We start from the raw sequence: 21,942 nt of genomic DNA, 5'->3' as shown, positions 1-21,942 counted from the left end.
TTAGCTAATTCACTGTAACTTGAAGCCAGTTTCAATAAACCTAGCCTTGAATCTTTGTCTTATAGTGACGTAGTGTAGCAACACTCCCCGTTAACGAGAGAGCTTTTGATTGCATATAAAAGAGCTCTTTGGTCTCAGTCCTCGAAATGTTAAACAAGTACAAGGCCATAAACTGCGAAACTACAGTAGAAATTGCCGCCCCCATCACGCCATATTGAGGAATCATGAAAAAATTCATTATTATGTTAACGACAACACCAGTTAATCCTCTGTACAAAGAGTATTTTTGCAATCCTTCCGAAATCAAATAACGATAACTTATGCCACTGATTGCAACAAAAATACCACCTAATATATGCACTATAAGAACAGAGGCAGATTGCTGGTATTCTGTTCCAAACACAAAATTCACAAGTGGGTTAGCGATTAAAATCACAAAAATAGCAGCAGAAATTCCTATTATTGCCATCAAATTAAGCAAGTGCTGGGTTCTTTCAATATATAATACTCGGCTATTTTTTTTGGCACTCAGCATTGTTGGGTACAAAGACGTCGCAATTACAGCTGGTATGAAAAACCAGCCTTCGCTTAGTTTTACAGCCGCAGCATAGACACCTACAGCTTCGCTATCTATCATGTTCCCCAACATGATTTGGTCTATCTTTGCCGCGATCATATACAGGGCGCTAGCAAGGGTCAGTGGCCAAGCTTCGTAAAATAACGATTGGACTCTCTTTCGTTTAGGCTTTAGCGTTTTTAGTGGTTTTCCGTACTTAATCATAAACAGAACAGATAGCCCAAGGGCCATTACAACCATTTCTCCAACGACTGCCCAAGCAAAGTAGATCAGTGGTGCGTCATTTAATATCAATATAGCTTTTATAACGACACTTGTTGTTAAGGCGAGCACTTCAATTATAGAGCTGAATTTTGCTTTAACATGAGCTTCAAACCAGTATCTAATGGCTTCGAATATTTTAAATAGATAGCCGATGGATAGAATTATAACTAGGTGATGTACTATTGAGTCGTTAGGTCTTATATAGTTTATCAGTGTTATTGTACTGATAAAAAAAACGCAACCACCCATAGCTCTTAGCAATAAACTGGATGCTAAAGTTTCGCCTTCATTGCTAGGACTGTTTATAATCGTCTTTACGACAATATTTTCCAATCCAAGATTAATTAAAACCGTGAATAGGATGACAAATGATAGTGCGTAATTGAACACGCCAAATTGCTCTGGGCCCAGATATCGAGCCATCCAAACCGTAATGCCAACCCCAAGCCCCACTCGATAAACTTTGCTTAGTAGCAGCCATAGCGTATTAGAGAAATATTTAGAAATATTCAATTTTCGTACTTTTAGTTAGTTGCATTTTGGCTAATTTACATTGAAGGCTAACATTCATCGTGATGTCTTTCGTTTGATAGTAACCGAGCACAAGTAAGCGAGAGCACCATTATATAAAATCATTTTTTTAGTCCTTCATATTTGTGTTGATATATTTACTAAAGCAATTGTCAATAATGGCGATCTTGGACGCTACCACCCTTGGGTCAGGCTCCCAAACCGCAAACAGAACCTTAAGATTGCGGTATTGTAACGGAATGGCGGTATGCTTTCGAGGAAATCAGTACTTTGACATTTTACGCCTTCTAGGCGAGTCCGTTGGTCTACTTTCGCTTTAGAAGTTGTATGTCCACTGTCCCCAAGCAGTAAGATTGTAGTCACTTTCACTCCCGTCTAGATACTCAGAAAAAATCACTTCCGCGCCTAACTCAAGTTGACCTATTTGAATCGGGAAAAGATAACTTGCATCTAGGTTTATCGCATTTTCCCCTTTGTCTGCCACAGTACTGCCACCTGGGGGAGCTTTATTGCTATCGTCTTGATTAAGCATTAAATAACGCGCGTTTGCCTTCCATTGATGACCAGACGCTTGGTTGATCCCAAGAAAACCTAGAGTAACGGTTTGAGTATCATTGTCGTAGGTACTACCCAATGATCGTCGATTATATCGATACCCACTACGGTATGGTTCATGTTCGTAGGTACAGTTGTAAGAGTTGGTGTAATTACAATGCGACTGTGTATCTGTAATTTCAAAAATAGTGGTTAAGCTACCGTGTTTTAACGGCGTGGTAATATCAGCACCATACAAGTAGCTGCGCTTGTCGAACGGAGGGAAATTTAAGTTAAAGTTATCTTCACCAGCCACTTCGATATAGAGGGAATAGGGAAGCGAGTTGACAGTACTGGTCCATTTGGCATCCATCGATGCGATTTGGTTCGCTGGGTTTTCACCAGACCAAACATTGGTGTCACCTACAAGGACTCGCCAGAATGTCTCCAAATCACAGCTTTTCTCGTTTCCGTCTGGATGAGTCCCGCACATTTGAGCCCCTCGGCTTACCCCTAACTCCAAGTTTGGATGGGGACGAAAGGTTCCCCTAAACGTCCACAACAGTGCATCTTCCATGTATCGCTCGTCGTCCATCCATGAGAGCCCTGTCGTTAACGTCCATGGGCCTAGCCACTCTAGAATGGGGACCGAAAATGCCTCTGGGTTGTGACGAGTAATGTGGAGACCTGGTAAGGGACGTGCATTGGTACTCATTATTAACGCTGAATCGAATCCAGGGCCAAACCACTGTGCTTGATAGCCAGCACTAAACACCCAATTTCCTAGGACACCGGCAAGATAAGAGTTGTCTAGACGAAATGTCTCATCGTGATGAGCATTCACTGAATAGGTGGCTTCCAAATTGTACGCCCATCGAGTCGATGAGTCTTGATACCCAACAGTGAGCTCACCTTGCTCTCGAACGGGAGAGCCAAAATGGTTGAATCGCTTTGCGTCAGTAGCACCACCTATCTCCACGGTCCCTTGTGCGCTTTGAGACGTTATATGAGCAGCGTTAACTCGAGCTAATGCGCCTTCTAATAATGGTGTGTTTGCTAAGTGACCATATTTGTCGAGATCGCCTTTCACGCCTTGCCACATTAACGGGTAAGTCGTAACCGGAACTCGAATTACTTTGGCGGCTGCAAGCATTTGGATATCGGAACGCAATTGCGCGTCATCGGGATTGATCCATAAAGAGCCAAAAGCTTGCTGTGAAATAAGGGACAGAATGATCAGTAGATATGCGAGGTGACGTTTCATCGGGTTAACTAGTAGTGGAAATGCCGCCGAATTATAGCAGTACTAGTGAGAGTTTTCAGAGTCAATGTAAAGGCTTAACAGCTCCTTACAAAACCTTTATCTAAAAAAGCCTGAAATCTTACTCAGACTATGATTGCACCGCTTACATATTTCCCGTATTATTCCGCCACAATTTTATGCACAACTCAGTTCGACGCACAAAAAGATCTGCGATTCTGAAAAAAGGATCTGATTAGGTCTTGAGCTACTGCGTGCAAGTTAGTATAATGCGCGACCTTTGATAGCCTTGTGTGGATTATCCACAGTAGTTTTGACTAGCCATCACTTGTGATGATTAAGCTTAACCTCCAAGGTTGATATCGAGCTGAAACGATTTGGAGAAGACATTCATGTCCCGAGTATGCCAAGTAACTGGTAAACGTCCGGTAACGGGTAACAACCGTTCACACGCGCGTAACGCTACTAAGCGTCGTTTTCTGCCGAACCTACAAACTCATCGTTTCTGGGTAGAGAGCGAAAAACGTTTTGTTAAACTACGTCTAACTGCTAAAGGCATGCGTATTATTGATAAGAAAGGCATCGATGCTGTTCTTGTTGATATCCGTGCACGTGGCGAAAACGTTTAAGAGGAATTGAGCAATGGCTAAAGGCATTCGCGAAAAGATTAAACTTGTTTCTTCTGCTGGTACAGGTCACTTCTATACTACAGATAAAAACAAGCGTAACATGCCGGGCAAATTTGAGATCAAGAAATTTGATCCAGTTGTTCGTAAGCACGTTATGTACAAAGAAGCTAAGATCAAGTAATTGATTCCAACTTCGATGACATGAAGACCCAGCTTAGGCTGGGTTTTTTATTGCCTGCAGTTTATAGTAATTAGTATGACTACTTAAAAGCAGTTTGCTTGAATAAAGGGAATTTATGCTGCCTAGGCTCACACGTCGTCAGTGGAACAACGTCATCATTATTGCGTGCATTCTGTTTATTACTGCGCTCAATTTGCCAACGATCATTAAAACACTGTTCATTTCCGACCCTTATAGTGACTTTCCGTATGTCCTTAACCCTGCGGCCGCACCTTATAAAATCGAACTGCCCGCTATGTCTATCCGCTACGATAATGGCAATTGGAGTACCGAATCGTTTTCTGCATTAGACTCGACCGAGCTTGCTCAACGTTGGCGCTCATTAGTGGGCACAGAGATCACCGCCGAGCAATACCAACAGCTCTCACCTAACTTACACTCTCCATCAACGGTGGAGGTGTGGTACGTCGATATTGACGAGCCGCAGCGAATAACAACCTATGAGTTTGAGCAGTTTTGGTTGCTACAAAGTTGGGAAAACAAATGGTTGGCAGTCTCTGTGGACGGTCACTATTTAGGCCTATAGCCCATTTTTACCTGTAACATACCGGACGCATAGCATGCCAGAGTTACCAGAAGTTGAAGTTTCCCGCTTGGGGACAGCACCACATTTAGTTGGGCAAACTATTACAAGCCTTACGATCAGGCAGCCGCGCTTGCGATGGCCAGTGCCAGAGCAGATAGCTGATGCCATTGGTCACCAGATTAATAGCGTAGAACGCCGGGCAAAATACTTATTAATCCAATTGGATGTTGGCACTATTGTTGTGCACTTAGGCATGTCGGGGTCATTGCGTGTATTGAAGACTCCAACCTCCCCGGCCAAACATGACCATGTCGATATGGTACTGAGCAATGGTGTCACACTTCGCTACAACGATCCGCGCCGATTTGGATGCTGGTTATGGTTTGCTAAAGGAGAAAACATTGAGCTGCTCTCGCACTTAGGTCCAGAGCCCCTGACAGCCAATTTCTGCTTAGAGTATGTATGGCCTGTGGCGCAAAAAAGAAAAGTCACCATCAAGCAGTTTATTATGGACAATAAGGTGGTCGTTGGTGTGGGAAACATCTACGCCAATGAAGCGTTGTTCAATGCTAAGATCTCTCCATTTCGTAAGGCAAATGCCGTTAAAAAAAAGGAATGGCAATTATTGATCAATGAGATCAAGTCGGTACTTGAGAAAGCTATCAGCCAAGGTGGGACCACGTTAAACGACTTTGAACAACCAGATGGCAAGCCTGGGTATTTTGCGCAAACTCTGCATGTTTATGGACAGGAAGGGAAGCCTTGCTCAAATTGCACCAACACCATCAGCTCAAAGATGGTTGCACAAAGAAATACATTTTGGTGTGATAAGTGCCAAAGCTAAGCTCAATGACAATTAAAACGTCTACCCACCATCAATTTGATGCGTAGCTGAACACATTGTAGCCTGATCTTAGAATGCGATAACGACAATCTTCGATAGACTCTAGTGTTACCGCTTGATTCAAGTAATATAGTGCGCATTAATGGCTCTACAATGATATACGCATGAACACGACCTTAATCATTACAACCTATAATTGGCCCGAAGCGCTTGACTTGGTAATGGAAAGTACCACTAAGCAAAGTATTATGCCGGATCAGATAATTATTGCTGATGACGGTTCTGGTCAAGAGACAATAGACGTTGTACAAGCTTGGCAAGAAAAGCACCCTGGGTCTGTGATCCATTGCTGGCAAGACGATCTTGGCTTTCGATTATCAAAAAGCCGCAATAACGCTATTGCTCAAGCAACCGGTGATTACATCATCATGATTGACGGTGACATGGTGCTGCACAAACACTTTATTCGTGACCACTTAAGGTTTGCTGAAAAAGGGTACTTTGTTCAAGGCTGGCGAACAATGTTGACCGCAACAGGAAGCCAAGATTTGTTGGCCAGCAGAAAGACGCCAACACTATTTTCACCCGCCATCAAAGATTTGAAGAACCGAACTTATTCTATAAGCCTATATTGGTTGCAACTATTAGCGGTAGGGAGAAAAACCTCTATTGGGGGGACCAAAGGGTGCAATATGGCATTTTGGCGGCAAGATGTTCTCGATGTAAACGGATTTAACCAAGACTTCGAAGGTTGGGGGAAAGAAGACAACGAATTTGCCCAACGTATGAAAAATGCCGGCATTTTGCGTAAACGACTAAGACATGGCGGGGTGGCCTTTCATTTATTTCATGAAGAGAGCTCTCGAGCAATGTCAGCCTACAACGCCACGCTTCTAAACCAAACCAAAGACAAAGGGCTGATTCGCTGCTCAAATGGCATAGTGTCTGAATAAATTTATTTTGTTAACAGAACGAATACCTATGGGCACATGGTTGCTTGGTATTCCTTTTGACTATTTTGCATCTACAAAGGTTATCTCCGTGAGTTTTACAAAAAATCTAAAAACCTCCCTGCGCAGCTTTGACAAATATCGTCGTGCGAAAATGAAGCGCCTTGAAGTGCTACTGTATTGGCTTTTGAACAATAAAAAGCATAATCAACAGACCGTACTGCCCCACGACCAAGTAAAAAACATCGCGATTGTGAGAAATAACGGTCGAATAGGGAATATGTATTTTTTGATCCCATTTATCTCGCAGACTCGAGCACTTTACCCAAACGCCAATATAACGTTAGTGCTTAAACAATCGTGGCAAGGTCATGTCTTCGAAGGGTTAAATGTAGACCATATTCGCTATACCAATTTCTCATTCAAACACCTCTTATCATATATTAAAGAGATCCGTATATTGAAGAGAACGACCTATGACTTAGTGATCGTACCCACTAACTCTGTCGAAGACTCCATGATATGCGCCATGCTTAACGGCAAGAATAAGGTGTCATCCCCTAATGACAATCGCAATATATGCTACACACACACTTTTGATAAAAGTGACGATAGAAAGCATGCCGCTCTAACTCATTTGTATCTGCTGGCGCGGCTGGGCAACACGTTAGTGGAGCCTATTTCTCACCACTTAGCTTTTACGGCAGAGGAACTTGAGTTTGGCAATGACAAAAAGCGTGAGTTTGAGCGTGATGAGCAGATAACTCTGGCGTATTTTCGCGGTGCTCGAGGATCTAAGCAGCTTTCAGACGAAAAGTGGCGTGATATTATCAAGCAATTTGAAATGGCTTCTAACCAATCTATAAACTGGGTGGAAGTGTTGAGCCCTGATATTACCTCACCTCTTCAACCGGGTATTCACACCGTATTTCAAAAAGATATGCGCTTACTTGCGAGCGTGCTTAAACACATGGATGGATTTATCTGTTGTGATACCGGCCCACTGCATTTAGCGGATGCTGCGGGGGCCAGATGCATAGGATTGTACAATAAAACCAATCCTGAAGTTTTTGGGGTATTAAGTGACTATTCGATTAATGAACATCTCGACAGTCTCGATGCCAGTCGGGCACTTACGCGAGTGATTGGAGAGCAGTGACTTAGTCTAGTTAATGGCTAAATGGTTGGTCGCTATTGTGACCAACCTTGTAAAAGTGACTCCCAATCAGAGCTGCTCCAGCGGATCCCTATCTTCTCTTGTTCCTTATGAAAAGAGCGTTGTAATCGCTGCAGATTCGCGTTTTTCCAGCCATCTCCTTGCTCAACATAGCATTTATCAAAATCTATTATCCAAACCTTCATTTGGTGATCGATCAAGATATTGTGAATGTTTAAGTCAGTATGATTGACCTGGGCATTGTGCATCTTACGAATTTGCTGCCCAATCGAAAAATAAACATCCGAGCTAAGTTCTCGCTCACAGAGTAAATGAGATAGATCGCGACCTTGCTCAACCCGCTCACTCAACAGCGCGGCCTGGTAGGTAAACCCATGGCGCGTTGCAATCGCGGCAATTGGTGTGGGGACGTTTACCCCAGCTTCTTTTAAGGTAAACAGCAGCTGTAGCTCGCAATAGCTGCGCGTCTTCTCCCACCCAGTGAACAGATAAGACTGCTTAATGACTTTCCCCAGTAGCCCCCCCCGGCGATACTGGCGTAAAGCGGCTTGTCCTTGCCCATTTCCAAGATCGACAAACCATGTCGTACCTCTTCCATTGGCAGATCCGGTAATCCGTCCCAATTGCTTCCAGTAGGTTGCATCGAAACAGCGCACATTGCACCCTGCAAGTTGCTCTTCGTCGTGCCAAATGCGTGTACTCTCATTGGGTGTTGATTTAAGCAAAGCAAAATCCTCTACAAGCCACTCGTAAGCCTATAAGTTTGGGGGAAGGTAATGGTGTTTAAGCAGCGCCATTACAATGTGATGCTGTTAACGCTTTGATTTTACATTTATACGCTTTAATTGCATAATCGAAAGTTCGATTTGGTTGGATTCTCCCATGGCTTTATTCTCTTCAGCACCATCATCGCTTTGTATTTTGCGACTCTCTGCCATAGGCGATGTTTGTAATACTATCGCCGTCGTTCAAATGATTCAGAAACAATGGCCTACGACTAGGATCACTTGGATTACCGGTAAGCTCGAAGCTGAGTTAATCAGACCTCTTCCCGGTATTGATGTTATTGAATTTGACAAAAAAGAGGGTTTCAGAGCCTACTTTAAGCTATGGAAAACACTCTCTAAACAACGTTTTGATGCCTTGCTACATTGTCAATATGCCTTGCGAGCTAGCGTGGCAACCTTAGGCATTAAAGCCAGATATACTCTTGGGTTCGATAAAGACAGAAGCCAAGATTTTCAGACACTATTTACCAATGTCAAAGTGCCTTCACCCCAAGATTTGCCTCATGTTCTCGATGGCTTACTTGCGTTCGCGCAAACATTAGGCGTTACGGTTCAAGAACCAACATGGACAATTCCGATCACTACCGCTGACAATAATTGGGCAACCCAGCACATAGCAGAAGGCAATAAAAACCTAGTGATTGTGCCTGGGGCAAGTAAATCTTACAAAAACTGGACCAGTAATGGATATGCTGACGTTATTAAGCATGCCTACAATAATGGTTGGGAAATTATTTTGGCCGGTAGCCCTTCTCAAGTAGAAGTAGACCTAGCGAATAACATTATGGAACAAATTGACACCCCTATAAGAAATCTAGTGGGTGAAAGTTCGCTGATGGAAATGTTGTCATTAATTAAACAAGCCGATCTCGTTATCGCTCCCGATACAGGGCCTGTTCACATGGCTAATGCGGTAAAAACTCCCGTAATCGGACTGTATGCACATCATAATCCAGAGCGAACGGGTCCTTATCATTTCCGAAAACACGTGGTATCTGTTTATAAAGAAGCGCTTGATGCCGAAAGAGGCCAGTCTACCGTCCAATGGCGCACTCGTGTTAAGGACAAATCCGCGATGGAACGAATCCAGTCGAGCCAAGTTATTGATATGTTTGACACCGTCACCTCAAGTCTCACATAGCAGCTAAGACATAGGGAACGAAACTGTGCGAAACAACAAGATAAAATATTACTTAGGCAATGCGCTGGCTTACCTTGTACCATCCTTTCTCTTTAGATTGACGACTAAGCGTCGACTTGAGAGCCCATTGGCCAGCTCTCAACACGTGCTAGAACGGGTAAACTATTACAACAAGCTAAATGCTGATTACTCACTTTCAAACCCTACTGCAATCTCAGACTATAAAAAAACCGGTGGCTGGACGTACTTTTTTGACCTATACAGCACGCTAAAGTACTTTCCTAAACACAATCAAGTTGAGTTTATAAACGGGGACGTTACTCATGTTCCATCAGTCCCTAGTTTTGTCAAAAGTAGGCCGATAAGTGTCGATACCGAAAACCAAAACTCTGTGCTACTTAAACTTAATAAGGTGCGCCACTTTAATTTCATTAGTGACCCTATCCCCTACTCAGCAAAGAAAGATATGGTGGTTTGGCGAGGTGCAGGCTCAAAGGCGCACCGAGCCGTCGTCATTAAGCAGTTTTACAACCACCCTCAATGCAACATTGGACAGACTAAACCTATTATTGATGCTCCCTGGGTGAAAGACAAAATGACCATTTTGGAGCAACTGCAGTACAAGTTTATCTTGGCTATTGAAGGTAACGATGTAGCAACCAACCTAAAATGGGCAATGTCATCAAACTCGGTGGTCATTATGGCCAAACCCAAATTTGAAACATGGTTTATGGAAGGGCGACTAGAGGCTGGCATACATTACATTGAAGTAAAGGACGACTACTCAAACCTCATTGAGCAAGTCAACTACTACTTAGATCACGAAGACGACGTACTCAAGATCATACGCAATGCACATCAGTGGTTAGAGCAGTTTGGCGATAAGGATACTGAAAAAACGATCGAGTTATTAGTCGCAGAAAAATACTTTCGACACAACCGACTAACTTAAGTGTACTAACCTGTAGCGCCAACTATGCAGCAGCACTGTGCTATCTCCAATTTAACGCTCCTTTAATGGCACAAGGTGACTCGTTAAAAACTCATTTTGGGTAATCAAGTTATAATCTGGCTATTTTCCACAACAGTTGCATTCGGTCTCGCAAAGAAAATGGTGAATTGATTACAGTTTTTACTTTTACCTTTAGCGGTCTATCGCAGTGCTTACTTACCACAAACCGGACAAATAGGTGACTAAGTTTATTATCCTCAGGCCAATGCACTCTTGTTGATTGAGAGGTGCTATCAAAGCTTAAGCCATACTGCCGAGAAAGCTCATAATACAGTTCCAATCTCGCTTTGTTAGCCGATGCCCTTTGCGCTTTGTTATGCTTTTTTGATGCTTGCTCGTCAGATCGACGATAGTTAAGCAGTACATCTTCTAAGTTTGCTAACTCACCAAGTTTGGAGAGTTCAAACCAAAACTTTGCGTCCTCTGCATGTGGGTATTGAGCATCGTATCGGACGCCAAATGTCTTAACAATATCGGCTCTAAACATAGCGGTCGGATGCCAGATAGGGATTTTATGCAGTGAGTGGAACTGCAGCTCTTCATTGTGAGTAGGGTTCGTTTTTACTTTGATATACCCTGTTTCGTCAAACTCATGAATCGCCCCTCCTAACGCAACCACCGAAGAGTGAGCTTCAAGGAAGTTCACTTGCTTTTCGATTCTATCTTCTAAAGAGATATCATCCGCATCCATTCTTGCGATGTACTTACCTGTAGAGGCGTCTATGCCTTCATTTAAGCTGGCAATAAGGCCACGGTTTTCCCTAGAGATGATGTTAACTCGTGAGTCATCCTTAAACGTGTTTAGCACCTCTAGAGTTGAATCTTTAGAGCCATCGTCTATGCATATTAACTCTATATTAGTGTAGGTTTGTCGTAGAATGCTCTCTACCGCAGCATGGAGAGTTGCTGCGGCGTTGAATGCGGGAAGAATTACTGAGACTTTTGGATTCAACGGTATGTCCTAATTTTTCTGTACAGATTGGCCGTTAGGTCGTAGGCGCTTATTTGGGAAGGGTTTAAACATGCTTGAATTTAGCGTCATAAACGTCCAACAGCTTCTGGTAGTTTTTCTCGAGAACCGTCGATATTTCATTTCTTAGGGCCACCTCGCGACACGTCGATTTCAGTGTGCTGTCCTTGAACTTCGATGCCCAATAAGTCATGGCCTCTACTAACCCACTAATATCCTCATGACTAGAGACTATCGTTGAAACGTCAGCTGTTAAAACCTCTTTGGCACCACATTGTTGCGTTGTAATAACGGGAATACCGCAAGACAGCGCCTCAATCACTGTGAAACCAAAAGGTTCATACTTAGTTGGGAGCACGTAACAATCTGCGATACTAAAAAATAGCTCAGGTTGTCTTCTCTCACCCAAAAACATGCACGAGTCTGCAATTCCAAGCTGTTTTGCATAATTAATGTAGTCTTGCTCTCTGGATTCTCTACCAACAACGATTAAACGCGCCTCATAATCCAACTTAGAGAACGCTTCTAGAGTAGGCTTGAGTCCTTTGCGATCGTAGCCCGTGCCGAGAAACAAAAAAATGGGTAAGTCATCGTTTAGCATTAGCTCATTTTTTAATGCTTCAGCTTCAGTTTTGACTCTTTGACTATCGAAGTGAGTAGTATCAACAAAATTGTGGATAACCGTGATTTTGTCATCAGGGACATGATGTAGCTCTTTAATCTCACCTGCACTTTTCTCGGAGTTGCAGATCACATGCTGATAAGCGCCTGGGGTCATCGCTTTTCGCTCAATAGCATTATTCACTTTATCCTTAAAACGCATTTTACGTCCCAGCGCCTTGGATTGATGAAAGCTGGTTCCTGCCCCAATACGAAGTACATCATGTGTCCATGCATGAGCGAGGCCGTAGACTAAGTCGTAGTCTGAGTGTTTGACGTGCTGTTCTACATCTTTAGCGAAACGCCAAAGTCTATGTGTCTTACCAATGCTTAAGCCCTTTAGCTTTACAAACTTTACCTTAGGATGAGGGGGCCTTTTATCGTGAGAACGACAGATGATGGTAACATCTTCACCTTTTTCAGCCATGTACGCCGCAAGCTTGTTCAAATATAGCTCTACACCGCCACTGTAGGCATGTCGAAGATGGACCAAAGCAATTTTCATTAATCATATTCCGTTGTTACTTGTCGCTGATTCTGCAGTGACAATATCTAAAGTTCTATTTATCGCGCCTCTCCCTTCTGACAACACCAAAGAAGCATTTCGCGCTAGCTCGAGCCGCTGTTTGTCTTGCTCAAACAAAAGACTCACTGTATTCGACAAGCTTTCGCTCTCTTGGCATAGAAGGATGCCTTGCCTAGCGTCTAGGGACTCTACTATATCTTTAAAATTAAAGTAACTGGGACCAATAATAGTTGCTACATCTAACGAAACTGGTTCAAGGACGTTGTGTCCTCCGACCTTGTCACCCACTAAACTCCCTCCCATAAAGCAGAGATCAGCCGCACTGATTAATGTGAGCAGCTCCCCCATCGTATCGCACAAGTAAACTGTCGTTTTTTCTGACACTTGTTCGTTGAGCGAGCGTCTGCTGGTTTCAAATCCAGATGCCCGGCACAATCGTTCAACGTCCGAAAATCGTTGAGGGTGACGAGGCACGAGCAGCAATAAAGAGTTAGGGTGATTGACTAGGATTTTAGAATGAGCGTCGAGGATTTGTTGTTCTTCCCCTGCATGTGTACTGGCAGCTACCCACACTTGCCTGTCTCTACCCAACGTGTTTCTAAGCTCATCCCCACTCTTTTTTCGCGAGCTATCAATGGGGATATCGAACTTAATCGAGCCCGAGATGTGGATTTTTTTGTCGTCCACACCAAGTTGAGAAAAGCGCTTGGCGTCAGACTCATTTTGGCAAATTACGTGAGTAAGGTATTTTGAAATAAGCGTGAACAGCGAACTAACCTTCAGATATCTAGAGTAAGAACGTTGGGAAAGCCTTGCATTAACAACGGATATGGGGACATTTGCTTTATGAACCAACCGGAGAGTGTTAGGCCATAACTCCGTTTCCATTATGAGCAGTTTTTCTGGTTTTACTGTATTTAGAAACCGTTTAATCGCCCAGGGCGAATCTAGTGGCATAAAGCGGTGCTCGACTTCGTTTGCAAGTAACTTGTTCACTTGCTCCGCACCCGTTGTTGTTGTGGTTGTAACCAATATTGGTTTAGTTGTAGATTGATGCAACGCTTTAATTAATGGTGCTACGGCAATCACCTCGCCTACGGAGACCGCATGCACCCAAAGCGGTGACTCATCTCTAGTGAGTGCTGGTGTATATCCAAAATACTCTTTCCAACGCTCACCAATAGCTGGTGCATCTTTATTGTTCTTTAATAGTCTGAACAAATAGAAAGGCATCACTATCCATAAAACTACATTGTAAATTAGGAACAATATCAATTTTAGTATTACCTTTAGTTACTTTTCTCAGTCACATTTAGATTAAAATGCTCAACTATTTTTTTGATTTGGCGATCATTATTCGCTTGATGCACGTTACTCGCGTTTAGCGCGATATCTTGATTTTGCTGTAGCTCAAAAAAACGCTGTTTAAAGTTTCGATCATCGTTAATTTTTAAACGTGGTATGCCAGCTTTCATGCACATCAAATTGATCCATACATCGTCAGCCGATGGGCTGAGATCCATAAACAAACTGGGATCGCAAATTTCGCCTTTAAGGATACCGGAAGGAAAATAAGTACCAGCTCCAGTGGTTAAGAAGGTTAAGTGGCCATTTGCTTTAAAGCTACTTTCATAATCCCATTGTTTATAAGGCAGCAATTGATCGCCATCGACCTTCATAGTATGCGCGCGAGTTCCGATAATTGCATTTGGATGGTGATTAGCCGCGCGGGATAAAGACTCTAGAAAATCATGCGGATACAAGAAATCATCGTCAATGGTAACTACATTTGCTGCTGGGGCGATTGTTAATGTAGGGAATAGCTTTTTATACGAGCGGTAGTTTTTGCAAAAACGCACTTCCAAACCACGCTTTATTTGATTTTTTAGAACTTGAGGAATTGTCTCATCAGTGAACTCTTCCTCATCCAACCAAAGAATAATTCTATCGGCTAAAACGGTTTGAAATCCAATTGACTCGATAACTAAATGCACTTCGTGAATACGTTTTGAATAGGTAGTTAAACTAACAATAAGTTCGTTTTCTCGATCATTTTTTTCTGATATCAGCGCACTTGTAGACTGCATGGAATTTTGGAGGAAGAAATTCTTTCGGATGAGCCCATCCATATCAACTTGTATATTTCTAAGGTTTCTACGTTCTATCTTCCTTTTTTTAATCAATGATTTAATCGACATATTCCTCACCCAGCTGTGATGTATTATCTTCCTGATAAATACGAAATAGACCTGCAAAAACTATGTTCTGAATATATAGACCATAGAACTTAGAGTTAAATGATTCAAAATTATTAATGATCAACCAGAAAATAAGGAACACTAAAAACAATAAAAATTCTGCATCTGAGTTTTTATTTTTAACCCTAATATAAATATGCCTATAATATATTACAATAAAAATCAACCCAACAACGCCAAATGCCACTAAAGTCTCCAAGTAATAATTATGAAGATGGCCTATATTTCTTGCTTTTGAAGAAGCCTGGAACTTTTCTGATTGTTGTGTAACAAGTTTAATCGACTCTTTTGATGCTCCAACTAAAGGGCTTCTTTCTATATATTCTATAGATTCTATCCATGAGTTAAACCTTATTCCAACGCTAGTCATAGGAATGTCATCCCACTGCAACGTTGCAATTTTTAGTATGATGTCAGATTCTTTCATTACTCTATCCCTAATATTTTGACTAGAAATAAGAGACAAAACTACCACCACCATTAAAGCATAAACTGAGACGACTTTTCTTTTTCTTACTTTATATTTGATTGAATAAACTATTGGGCATATCACCCCGAGGACGACCATAGCTAACCAAATTTGTCGACTTTGACTTGCGATCATTGAAAATACAGAAAATCCGATCACAAATAAGAATAAAGCGTTATGCCATAACTTCCGATTTACTTTGCTGATACTATAAAAAAGATACGTCGACAACATGATTACTACTGCAGAAACCATTGTTGTGTATTGAGCATTATGCATTCCATAGTCTATACGTCGACCATTTAACGCCGTAGCAAAGCTACCATTTACCGCATTGTCATAGAAAGCAGTCGCTATAAAGCTAACGATTAGTGTTAGATACAATAAATGCTGCCTTTTTTTATCACCACTTATCCATAATGCCATTACAGCAAATAGAAATAATGTCGTTAGCAATTTAATGTCGGGATAACTTTTTGCTTCATCTGGAATAACAAAAAGAGAGTTAATCCAACTAATGACTTGAATAACTATTGAAAACACTAATAAATAGACAATTTTTTTGTCGATTTCATTTCTTCTGAATTTAATAAAAATTACGGGTAAACCGCCGAGTAAAATAAGCGTTTTGAAATCACTAGCAATCCCCAGCATAGGCATTGCTGTTGCACAATATGCTATGCAACAACAATACATAAACAACCCATAATTATGAGAAAGAAAGAACTTACTGGCTTTTGATGACATACAACTTACTCAATTTATACTCTAAAATTTAGGGCTATCAATACAATCTAGAACTCTAGATGGTGATAACTCTTTCAGGCATTTTAAATGGCCTAATGGACACTCTCTTTTAAAGCACGGACGACATTCAATATTGGTGCTCACGGTATCTACTCGATTCGCTAGAGGAGGTGTGTATTGAAATGACGTAGATCCGTAAACGCCTATTACGTGGCAACCAACAGCCCCAGCGACGTGCATAAGACCAGAGTCATTACTCACAACAGTTTGACATGCCGCGAGCAAATCAACCGCTTCAATCAAACTGGTTTCACCGGCCAAATTCGCGATCTTAGCTTTACTATGCTGGTCTGCTTGCGCAGCAATTGCCTGAGTAGTTTGCCTGTCTTTGGCAGAGCCAAATAACCAAACCTGATAGCCGCTCTTCAGTAGCTCTTTCGCAACTGTTGCATAATGCTCTACAGGCCATTGCTTTGCCGGACCAAATTCAGCACCCGGACACAAGCCCACGGCAGGCGTATGCTTATCTAAGCCAAACTTGTCTAGCGTCTCGCCTTGTATAGAAGGGTCAACAAACAAAGACGGTTTAGGCAGGTTTTCTAGGCCCCCTAACACCGTCGCATTGCTCATGGAGGATTTAGTGTGAGCAAGCGCCACGTAACGCTCAACCATCAACGGAAATGACTTCTTATTAGTTCGAATGTCGTTAAGTAACCCGTAGCGAAACTCCCCCTTCCAACCAGTTCGTTTGGGGATTTTTGCCATCCACGGTATAAGAGCCGATTTAGCTGAGTTAGGGCAAACAATGGCTTGAGTGTATGCCTTGTTACGCAATGACCGTGCTAATTCAACACGCCCTGAGAAATTGAACTCCCCATGACCAATGGGCATTTCTATCGCATGATTTACCTGAGGCATTCTGTCCAAAATTGGTTTACACCACGCAGGTGCGAGGACATCAATAGTGGCGCTGGGGTGTTGTTGTTTTAGGCTAATGTAAAGCGCCTGAGACATCACCATATCACCGACCCAAGAGGGGCCAATAACAAGAATTTTAGGACTAGCGGTCATTGAGCTTCCATTCAGTGTCGTAGAGTGGGTTAAGAATTCGATAATAGTTTTCGCCGTCAGGCTGGGTTCTTAACAGAGTAAGGATCCACATATATTGCTCGGGACGCTCCAGCAAGCGCTGCTCAATAAAGGTATTCATTAAGATTGCGTCTTTTTCTATTGTCTCTAATGGGTACGGCTCAAAGGCTGGGTGTATATCGATCTCAAACTGATTCGTCTGCGCATTATAGTTTGAAAAAATCGGCACAATCTTAGCTCGACTAACCTTAGATAGCTTGCCTAAACCCGGCAAAGTTGCCTTGGTCGCAGCGCAAAAAGGAACAAAGATACTGTGCTCAGGCCCGTGGTCTTGGTCCGGCAAGTAATACCCCAAGTACCCATCCTTTACCGACTTAATAAAGGGCTTAATCCCGCCGCTTCTTTCATAAACACGACCACCATATTGCACGCGCTGTTTATGCATTAGCCAGTCAGCAACTTCATTTTTTTGCTTCTTTGCCATTGCTGATACTGGCATTCCTTTTGAAGCGAACAAAATCGCTGGAATATCAATTGCGAATGTATGCGGAACCAGCAATATCACATTTTCACCGTTATCGGTGTGGCGGGTGATGTTTTCGAGTCCTGAAATTGTCGAGCGTTTTTCTAGCCATTCTCTTTTGCGAAGGCTAACAGCAGGAAAAGACAATAAAAAGGTAATGGCAGTTATGAAGGTTTGTCTGATGATCTCTTCACGTTGTGCAAAGGGCTTCTCGGGAAAACAGAGGTGCAAGTTAACACGGGCGCGATGGGCTGGGCCTGTCTTCTTTTGATAAAAGCGATTTGCAATGAATGTGGCGATTTTTAAATGCCATTTGTGCGGTAGCAAAGCTATGGGAAGCCCAATAACCAGCGCAAGCCATACTCCCCAGTACTTAGGTGCTAAGAAACGCCACTGAAAAGTGGGGTTGTACGCTTTAGGATCGAAATCATTTCGCTGTGTCATTGTCGCCTTTTTCACTTGCTCTTTTTTGAGACTACTGAGCACTCTGTGCTACTAGGCTTACCCAGCAGCACATGTGTTTTATGTATTGAGGGGGCTAAGCACTACCCATTTTGAATAGATAGGTACTCTGCAACACCTGCGGCAACCGTTTTAAACTGGTGATCGCAACCTGCTGCTCGTAAATTAGTTAAGTCAGCTTGGGTATATTCTTGATAGGCACCTTTCAAGTGGTCCGGAAACGGAATGGTTTCTACTGTTCCTTTACCATGATGAGCTACCACAGCTTTGGCGACTTCTTCGAAGGACTCTGCGTTACCGGTACCTAGGTTGAAGATACCTGACTTGCCCGCTTGCAAAAACCATAGGTTTACAGCTGCGACATCGCCAACGTACACAAAGTCACGTCTGAAGTGTCCACTGCCTTCAAACAGTTTTGGATTTTCGCCGGCTAACATTTGGTTATTTAGATGAAATGCCACTGACGCCATAGAGCCTTTATGATCTTCTCGTGGGCCGTATACATTGAAGTAGCGGAATCCGGTGATCTGACTTAACGTCTCTCCGTGCTCTTCAGCGTCTTGCCAAATGCGACGCACGTAGTTGTCGAACTGTTGTTTGGAATAACCGTAGACGTTCAGTGCACCTTCGTATTGTTTTTCTTCTTTGAATACGTCAGTGTCGCCGTAAGTCGCTGCAGATGATGCGTACAAAAATGGAATTTCACGCTCTAAACAGTAATGCAGCAGCTCTTTTGAGTACTCGTAGTTGTTGAGCATCATGTACTTGCCATCCCACTCTGTCGTGGCTGAACACGCACCTTCGTGGAATACTGCATCGATTGGCCCGAAGTCGTCACCAGCCATGATTTGAGTAAGAAAATCGTCACGATCCATATAGTCGGCGATCTCTAGGTCGACTAAGTTTTTAAACTTTTTACCGTTTTTTAAGTTATCCACGACCAAAATATCGCGAATGCCTTGCTCGTTTAGCGCTTTGACAATATTGCTGCCAATCATACCCGCGCCGCCTGTGACAATGATCATAACTGCTTATCCAAAATGAAATTTAGCTGAAGTATAGCAAGCTCGCGCTCTGAAATGTAGCGGCCAAGCTTGCGAAAGAGTTAACTGAGTTTGGTGGCTAGCGCTTGATTTACCACTGTTGGCACAAACTGCGCCACTTCTCCACCATGGATCGCGACCTCGCGTACCAATGTCGATGACAAAAACGCGTACTCTTCGGCTGGGGTTAAAAAGATGCTTTCTAGCTCTGGCATCAGTCTTCTGTACATGGTTGTTAACCCAAACTCATATTCAAAATCCATAGTGGTTCTTAGCCCACGAATGAGCAAGTTGGCTTGTTGCTGTTTGGCAAAATCGACCAGCAGCCCGCTAAAACCATGTACGCTGACATTATCTAGTTCGGCGCAGACTTGGCTGATCAGCGCAACTCGCTCCTCGAGGCTAAACAAGGTATTTTTACTGGGGCTGGCGGCTACGCCAATGACAATATGGTCAAACATCTCTGCTGCGCGCTTGATCAGGTCTAAGTGGCCAAGCGTGATCGGATCAAAAGTGCCTGGGTAGATGGCTTTTTTCATAGTGAGTCCTGAGGATAAACCTATGCACATATGCATTACATAGTGGCTATCATTGCCAGAATTGAACGCTTGGCAACTGCTTTATCTAGCTTAGCGTAATTTGATGTGTAAATTGAGACTGTTCTCACTGAATCGTTGTGGGGTCAGCGCTACTCAATCACTTGCTGGACGTTCGCCAGCGTCACTAACTGTGCTTTTAAGTCCTTTTTTGCCTTTGTCTCACCATGGATTAGATGAACTTGCTGAATCGACGACTTAATGTTTCTAACAAAGTTAACCAAATCAGCCTGATCGGCATGCGCGGAATACCCAGACATTGTGTAAATTGACGCTTCGACTGGAACTGTCTGATCATCAATTTGTACCGTGCTAGGAACTTCGACGAGTTCGCTACCCAATGTCCCTTTCGCTTGATAGCCACAAAACAGTACTTCTGTACTTGCCAGTGGAAGGAGCGCTTTTAAATAATTGACCACACGCCCACCGGTACACATTCCTGATGCAGCAACCACGATGGCCGATTGCTCGGTGCTGGCAAGCCGATTTACGATCGCCAAATGCTGATCATGACTGTCTATGGTAATGCACTGATCAAAGGCCAGTGGATGTCGACCAGACGCCACTCTATGTTTGGCTTCGTCGCCCCACAGACGTTTAAACAATCGATAAGAATCCGTCACTTTCATCGCCATTGGCGAATCCACGATGATTGGCAGCGAGCTCGATAAATCATGACTATGGATCAACTGTTCAATATCGTACAGCAGCTCTTGTGTGCGCCCAACACTGAACGCGGGAATAATCACAGTGCCTTGGTTCTCGATCGCGTCATGCAGTATGCTGGCTAACCGGGCCTTTCGGTCAATGATGCTCTGATGTTTACGATTGCCGTAGGTCGATTCTAAAAATAGAAAGTCCACTTTATTTGGTGATTGAGGATCAGGCAGCAACGGTGTTTGATTGGGCCCCAAGTCACCAGAAAATACAATGCGGGACTTGTCATTGCTGTCTATTTCAACGAATGCCGAGCCCAGTATATGACCTGCTGGTTGAAAGCGAACCTTAACACCTGTTCCGCATTCGATAGGTACCCACCGCTGATAATCACAAGGTCGCATTTGTGTGGTTAATTTCGCAAGTAACTTACGCCGAACGTTGGCTGGCAACCCTTCAATATGCAACGCATCATCAAGCATGAGTGGCAGCAAGTGCTGACTGGCATGAGTTAAGTAAATAGGCCCCCGATAACCTGCGGCAAGTAACCAAGGGATGCGCCCAACATGATCAATGTGCGCGTGTGTGACGATAAGTGCATTAATTTTGGTTACATCGAAATCAATATCCAGTGCACGTGTTTCATGGCCCTGAAATCGTCCACAATCGACTAATAGCGAGCCACCGGGCAAGTTGAGCTGATGGCAAGAGCCTGTCACTCCATGCTTTGCACCATGGTGTATCACATTGATTTCTGAGGTTAGTTGGTGAGACAACTTCAACGTGCGTTTTTCTCTTTATAGCGAAATGTACGATTAGCCACTACTTTTGCTTCTTCTGAAATATCGTACTTTTCGGGGTCGAGCACCATGTCAATTTCTTCATTTGCGATCCCATCAATTTGCATGAGCAGAGTACAAAGCTCACGGGTTTCCCCCTCATCAAACTGCCCTTCTTTGTGCGCGTTTAATACTGCCGTCATCATTTGGGCAACCTGCTGTTTAATCTCATGCCGAGAAATAATCCTATCTTGATCAGACGCCGTCCCCATATCGAGCACTCGCGCTTTGGTCACCGTCTCTTTAAGCGCCCTCGACATCGATATGTATTTTTTGGCAACACCCGGAATATTAATGCCTTGGCTAAAGAGCACGACTTTGTTGTGGAAATTGGCGGACTGCTTGTCGATGCAAAAGAAGCGACTGATCATGAACTCTCCTTGTCAATGAGCTGTTGTTAAATGGGTGTTAATAACGCTAGCAGGCTCGCGGACAAGGATCGGTATAGGGAAAAGAATTTGTGAATGATGTGGTGTTTTGTGCAACTCCATATGTGTCAGATTTCATTTTTTGGTGATGGAGATCTCGTAACACTAGGGAGATTAGGGGCGGGGGGCGAGAAGCGAGAAGCGAGAAGCGAGGACGCTACGCTGCGGGGAGCGGGGAGCGGGGAGCGGGGAGCGGGGAG

At 43.3% G+C, this 21,942-nt stretch carries 22 protein-coding genes; 8 read left to right on the top strand and 14 right to left on the bottom strand.

The window, feature by feature from the left end; all coding sequences use genetic code 11:
• Window positions 1-40 precede the first annotated feature (40 nt).
• Together ST37_RS04075 and ST37_RS04070 are read right to left on the bottom strand one after the other, a co-directional pair.
• The gene (locus ST37_RS04075; protein ID WP_084884018.1) at window positions 41-1,354 is read right to left on the bottom strand and encodes a flippase; all 1,314 of its coding nucleotides are present in this window, start codon (window positions 1,352-1,354) and stop codon (window positions 41-43) included.
• 334 nt (window positions 1,355-1,688) lie between these two features.
• Window positions 1,689-3,170, bottom strand: a complete 1,482-nt coding sequence (locus tag ST37_RS04070) for a capsule assembly Wzi family protein (protein ID WP_084884017.1) — start codon at window positions 3,168-3,170, stop codon at window positions 1,689-1,691.
• Between the two features lie 389 nt (window positions 3,171-3,559).
• On the opposite strand from ST37_RS04070, the gene rpmB reads away from it, so the two are divergent.
• The 6 genes from rpmB to ST37_RS04040 all read left to right on the top strand — a co-directional run bounded on the left by rpmB (window position 3,560) and on the right by ST37_RS04040 (window position 7,516).
• Window positions 3,560-3,796 carry a 50S ribosomal protein L28 gene (gene rpmB, locus ST37_RS04065; protein ID WP_004728407.1) on the top strand — a complete coding sequence of 79 codons (237 nt, stop codon included), beginning with the start codon at window positions 3,560-3,562 and terminating at the stop codon, window positions 3,794-3,796.
• Window positions 3,797-3,809: 13 nt separating this feature from the next.
• Window positions 3,810-3,977: a 50S ribosomal protein L33 gene (gene rpmG / locus ST37_RS04060; RefSeq protein ID WP_084884015.1), complete on the top strand. Its 168-nt coding sequence runs from the start codon at window positions 3,810-3,812 to the stop codon at window positions 3,975-3,977.
• 115 nt (window positions 3,978-4,092) lie between these two features.
• Complete coding sequence (locus tag ST37_RS04055) at window positions 4,093-4,563, top strand: hypothetical protein (protein ID WP_084884012.1); 471 nt, start codon at window positions 4,093-4,095, stop codon at window positions 4,561-4,563.
• Window positions 4,564-4,597: 34 nt separating this feature from the next.
• Window positions 4,598-5,407 carry a bifunctional DNA-formamidopyrimidine glycosylase/DNA-(apurinic or apyrimidinic site) lyase gene (mutM, locus tag ST37_RS04050; RefSeq protein ID WP_084884011.1) on the top strand — a complete coding sequence of 270 codons (810 nt, stop codon included), beginning with the start codon at window positions 4,598-4,600 and terminating at the stop codon, window positions 5,405-5,407.
• Between the two features lie 164 nt (window positions 5,408-5,571).
• Window positions 5,572-6,360 (top strand): glycosyltransferase family 2 protein, encoded by a 789-nt coding sequence (locus ST37_RS04045; RefSeq protein ID WP_084884009.1) that lies wholly within the window; start codon window positions 5,572-5,574, stop codon window positions 6,358-6,360.
• Window positions 6,361-6,448: 88 nt separating this feature from the next.
• Window positions 6,449-7,516 (top strand): glycosyltransferase family 9 protein, encoded by a 1,068-nt coding sequence (locus ST37_RS04040; protein WP_242426214.1) that lies wholly within the window; start codon window positions 6,449-6,451, stop codon window positions 7,514-7,516.
• 32 nt (window positions 7,517-7,548) lie between these two features.
• Here the strand turns inward: ST37_RS04040 and ST37_RS04035 are convergent, their stop codons facing one another.
• Window positions 7,549-8,259, bottom strand: a complete 711-nt coding sequence (locus ST37_RS04035; protein ID WP_084884008.1) for a 3-deoxy-D-manno-octulosonic acid kinase — start codon at window positions 8,257-8,259, stop codon at window positions 7,549-7,551.
• A gap of 157 nt (window positions 8,260-8,416) precedes the next feature.
• On the opposite strand from ST37_RS04035, the gene ST37_RS04030 reads away from it, so the two are divergent.
• Window positions 8,417-9,463, top strand: a complete 1,047-nt coding sequence (locus ST37_RS04030) for a glycosyltransferase family 9 protein (RefSeq protein ID WP_084884007.1) — start codon at window positions 8,417-8,419, stop codon at window positions 9,461-9,463.
• Window positions 9,464-9,488: 25 nt separating this feature from the next.
• A complete protein-coding gene (locus tag ST37_RS04025) occupies window positions 9,489-10,415 on the top strand; it encodes a glycosyl transferase family 90 (protein WP_084884006.1) in 927 nt (308 codons plus the stop codon).
• 109 nt (window positions 10,416-10,524) lie between these two features.
• Here ST37_RS04025 and ST37_RS04020 read toward each other — a convergent pair whose 3' ends face one another.
• From ST37_RS04020 to ST37_RS03970, 11 genes are all read right to left on the bottom strand, one after another.
• Window positions 10,525-11,427: a glycosyltransferase family 2 protein gene (locus ST37_RS04020; protein ID WP_172400926.1), complete on the bottom strand. Its 903-nt coding sequence runs from the start codon at window positions 11,425-11,427 to the stop codon at window positions 10,525-10,527.
• Window positions 11,428-11,491: 64 nt separating this feature from the next.
• Window positions 11,492-12,610, bottom strand: coding sequence for a glycosyltransferase family 4 protein (locus ST37_RS04015; protein ID WP_084884003.1), 1,119 nt, complete (start codon window positions 12,608-12,610; stop codon window positions 11,492-11,494).
• A 3-nt stretch (window positions 12,611-12,613) separates the two neighbouring features.
• Complete coding sequence (waaA, locus tag ST37_RS04010; RefSeq protein WP_347336209.1) at window positions 12,614-13,900, bottom strand: lipid IV(A) 3-deoxy-D-manno-octulosonic acid transferase; 1,287 nt, start codon at window positions 13,898-13,900, stop codon at window positions 12,614-12,616.
• Between the two features lie 20 nt (window positions 13,901-13,920).
• Window positions 13,921-14,829: a glycosyltransferase family 2 protein gene (locus ST37_RS04005; RefSeq protein WP_143698117.1), complete on the bottom strand. Its 909-nt coding sequence runs from the start codon at window positions 14,827-14,829 to the stop codon at window positions 13,921-13,923.
• Window positions 14,819-16,105 carry an O-antigen ligase family protein gene (locus ST37_RS04000; RefSeq protein WP_084883998.1) on the bottom strand — a complete coding sequence of 429 codons (1,287 nt, stop codon included), beginning with the start codon at window positions 16,103-16,105 and terminating at the stop codon, window positions 14,819-14,821. Before ST37_RS04000 ends, ST37_RS04005 begins: the two co-directional genes overlap by 11 nt.
• A gap of 21 nt (window positions 16,106-16,126) precedes the next feature.
• The gene (gene waaF, locus ST37_RS03995; RefSeq protein WP_084883997.1) at window positions 16,127-17,176 is read right to left on the bottom strand and encodes a lipopolysaccharide heptosyltransferase II; all 1,050 of its coding nucleotides are present in this window, start codon (window positions 17,174-17,176) and stop codon (window positions 16,127-16,129) included.
• Window positions 17,166-18,161 (bottom strand): lauroyl-Kdo(2)-lipid IV(A) myristoyltransferase, encoded by a 996-nt coding sequence (lpxM, locus tag ST37_RS03990; protein ID WP_084883995.1) that lies wholly within the window; start codon window positions 18,159-18,161, stop codon window positions 17,166-17,168. The genes waaF and lpxM overlap by 11 nt, the downstream gene beginning before the upstream one ends.
• A 101-nt stretch (window positions 18,162-18,262) precedes the next feature.
• Entirely contained in the window at window positions 18,263-19,204 is a 942-nt protein-coding gene (rfaD, locus tag ST37_RS03985; RefSeq protein ID WP_084883993.1) for an ADP-glyceromanno-heptose 6-epimerase, read from the bottom strand.
• Between the two features lie 80 nt (window positions 19,205-19,284).
• Window positions 19,285-19,761: a pantetheine-phosphate adenylyltransferase gene (coaD, locus tag ST37_RS03980; RefSeq protein WP_084883991.1), complete on the bottom strand. Its 477-nt coding sequence runs from the start codon at window positions 19,759-19,761 to the stop codon at window positions 19,285-19,287.
• 149 nt (window positions 19,762-19,910) lie between these two features.
• Entirely contained in the window at window positions 19,911-21,257 is a 1,347-nt protein-coding gene (locus ST37_RS03975; protein ID WP_242426213.1) for an MBL fold metallo-hydrolase, read from the bottom strand.
• The gene (locus ST37_RS03970) at window positions 21,254-21,685 is read right to left on the bottom strand and encodes a hypothetical protein (protein WP_084883990.1); all 432 of its coding nucleotides are present in this window, start codon (window positions 21,683-21,685) and stop codon (window positions 21,254-21,256) included. The genes ST37_RS03975 and ST37_RS03970 overlap by 4 nt, the downstream gene beginning before the upstream one ends.
• Between the last annotated feature and the right edge of the window lie 257 nt (window positions 21,686-21,942).

The sequence above is a fragment of the Vibrio sp. qd031 genome, assembly GCF_002100145.1.
Taxonomy (GTDB): Bacteria; Pseudomonadota; Gammaproteobacteria; order Enterobacterales; family Vibrionaceae; genus Vibrio.
This window is presented reverse-complemented; position numbering and strand designations above follow the sequence as displayed.

Excerpts from the sequence above, each read along its gene's own strand:
- ST37_RS03970 (WP_084883990.1), bottom strand. The coding sequence starts at position 21,685 with ATGATCAGTCGCTTCTTTTGCATCGACAAGCAGTCCGCCAATTTCCAC.
- ST37_RS04055 (WP_084884012.1), top strand. The coding sequence starts at position 4,093 with ATGCTGCCTAGGCTCACACGTCGTCAGTGGAACAACGTCATCATTATT.
- ST37_RS04070 (WP_084884017.1), bottom strand. The coding sequence starts at position 3,170 with ATGAAACGTCACCTCGCATATCTACTGATCATTCTGTCCCTTATTTCA.
- waaF (WP_084883997.1), bottom strand. The coding sequence starts at position 17,176 with ATGACCGCTAGTCCTAAAATTCTTGTTATTGGCCCCTCTTGGGTCGGT.
- ST37_RS04045 (WP_084884009.1), top strand. The coding sequence starts at position 5,572 with ATGAACACGACCTTAATCATTACAACCTATAATTGGCCCGAAGCGCTT.
- ST37_RS04015 (WP_084884003.1), bottom strand. The coding sequence starts at position 12,610 with ATGAAAATTGCTTTGGTCCATCTTCGACATGCCTACAGTGGCGGTGTA.
- lpxM (WP_084883995.1), bottom strand. The coding sequence starts at position 18,161 with ATGACACAGCGAAATGATTTCGATCCTAAAGCGTACAACCCCACTTTT.
- ST37_RS04000 (WP_084883998.1), bottom strand. The coding sequence starts at position 16,105 with ATGTCATCAAAAGCCAGTAAGTTCTTTCTTTCTCATAATTATGGGTTG.
- rfaD (WP_084883993.1), bottom strand. The coding sequence starts at position 19,204 with ATGATCATTGTCACAGGCGGCGCGGGTATGATTGGCAGCAATATTGTC.
- ST37_RS04005 (WP_143698117.1), bottom strand. The coding sequence starts at position 14,829 with ATGTCGATTAAATCATTGATTAAAAAAAGGAAGATAGAACGTAGAAAC.
- coaD (WP_084883991.1), bottom strand. The coding sequence starts at position 19,761 with ATGAAAAAAGCCATCTACCCAGGCACTTTTGATCCGATCACGCTTGGC.
- ST37_RS04030 (WP_084884007.1), top strand. The coding sequence starts at position 8,417 with ATGGCTTTATTCTCTTCAGCACCATCATCGCTTTGTATTTTGCGACTC.
- rpmG (WP_084884015.1), top strand. The coding sequence starts at position 3,810 with ATGGCTAAAGGCATTCGCGAAAAGATTAAACTTGTTTCTTCTGCTGGT.
- rpmB (WP_004728407.1), top strand. The coding sequence starts at position 3,560 with ATGTCCCGAGTATGCCAAGTAACTGGTAAACGTCCGGTAACGGGTAAC.
- mutM (WP_084884011.1), top strand. The coding sequence starts at position 4,598 with ATGCCAGAGTTACCAGAAGTTGAAGTTTCCCGCTTGGGGACAGCACCA.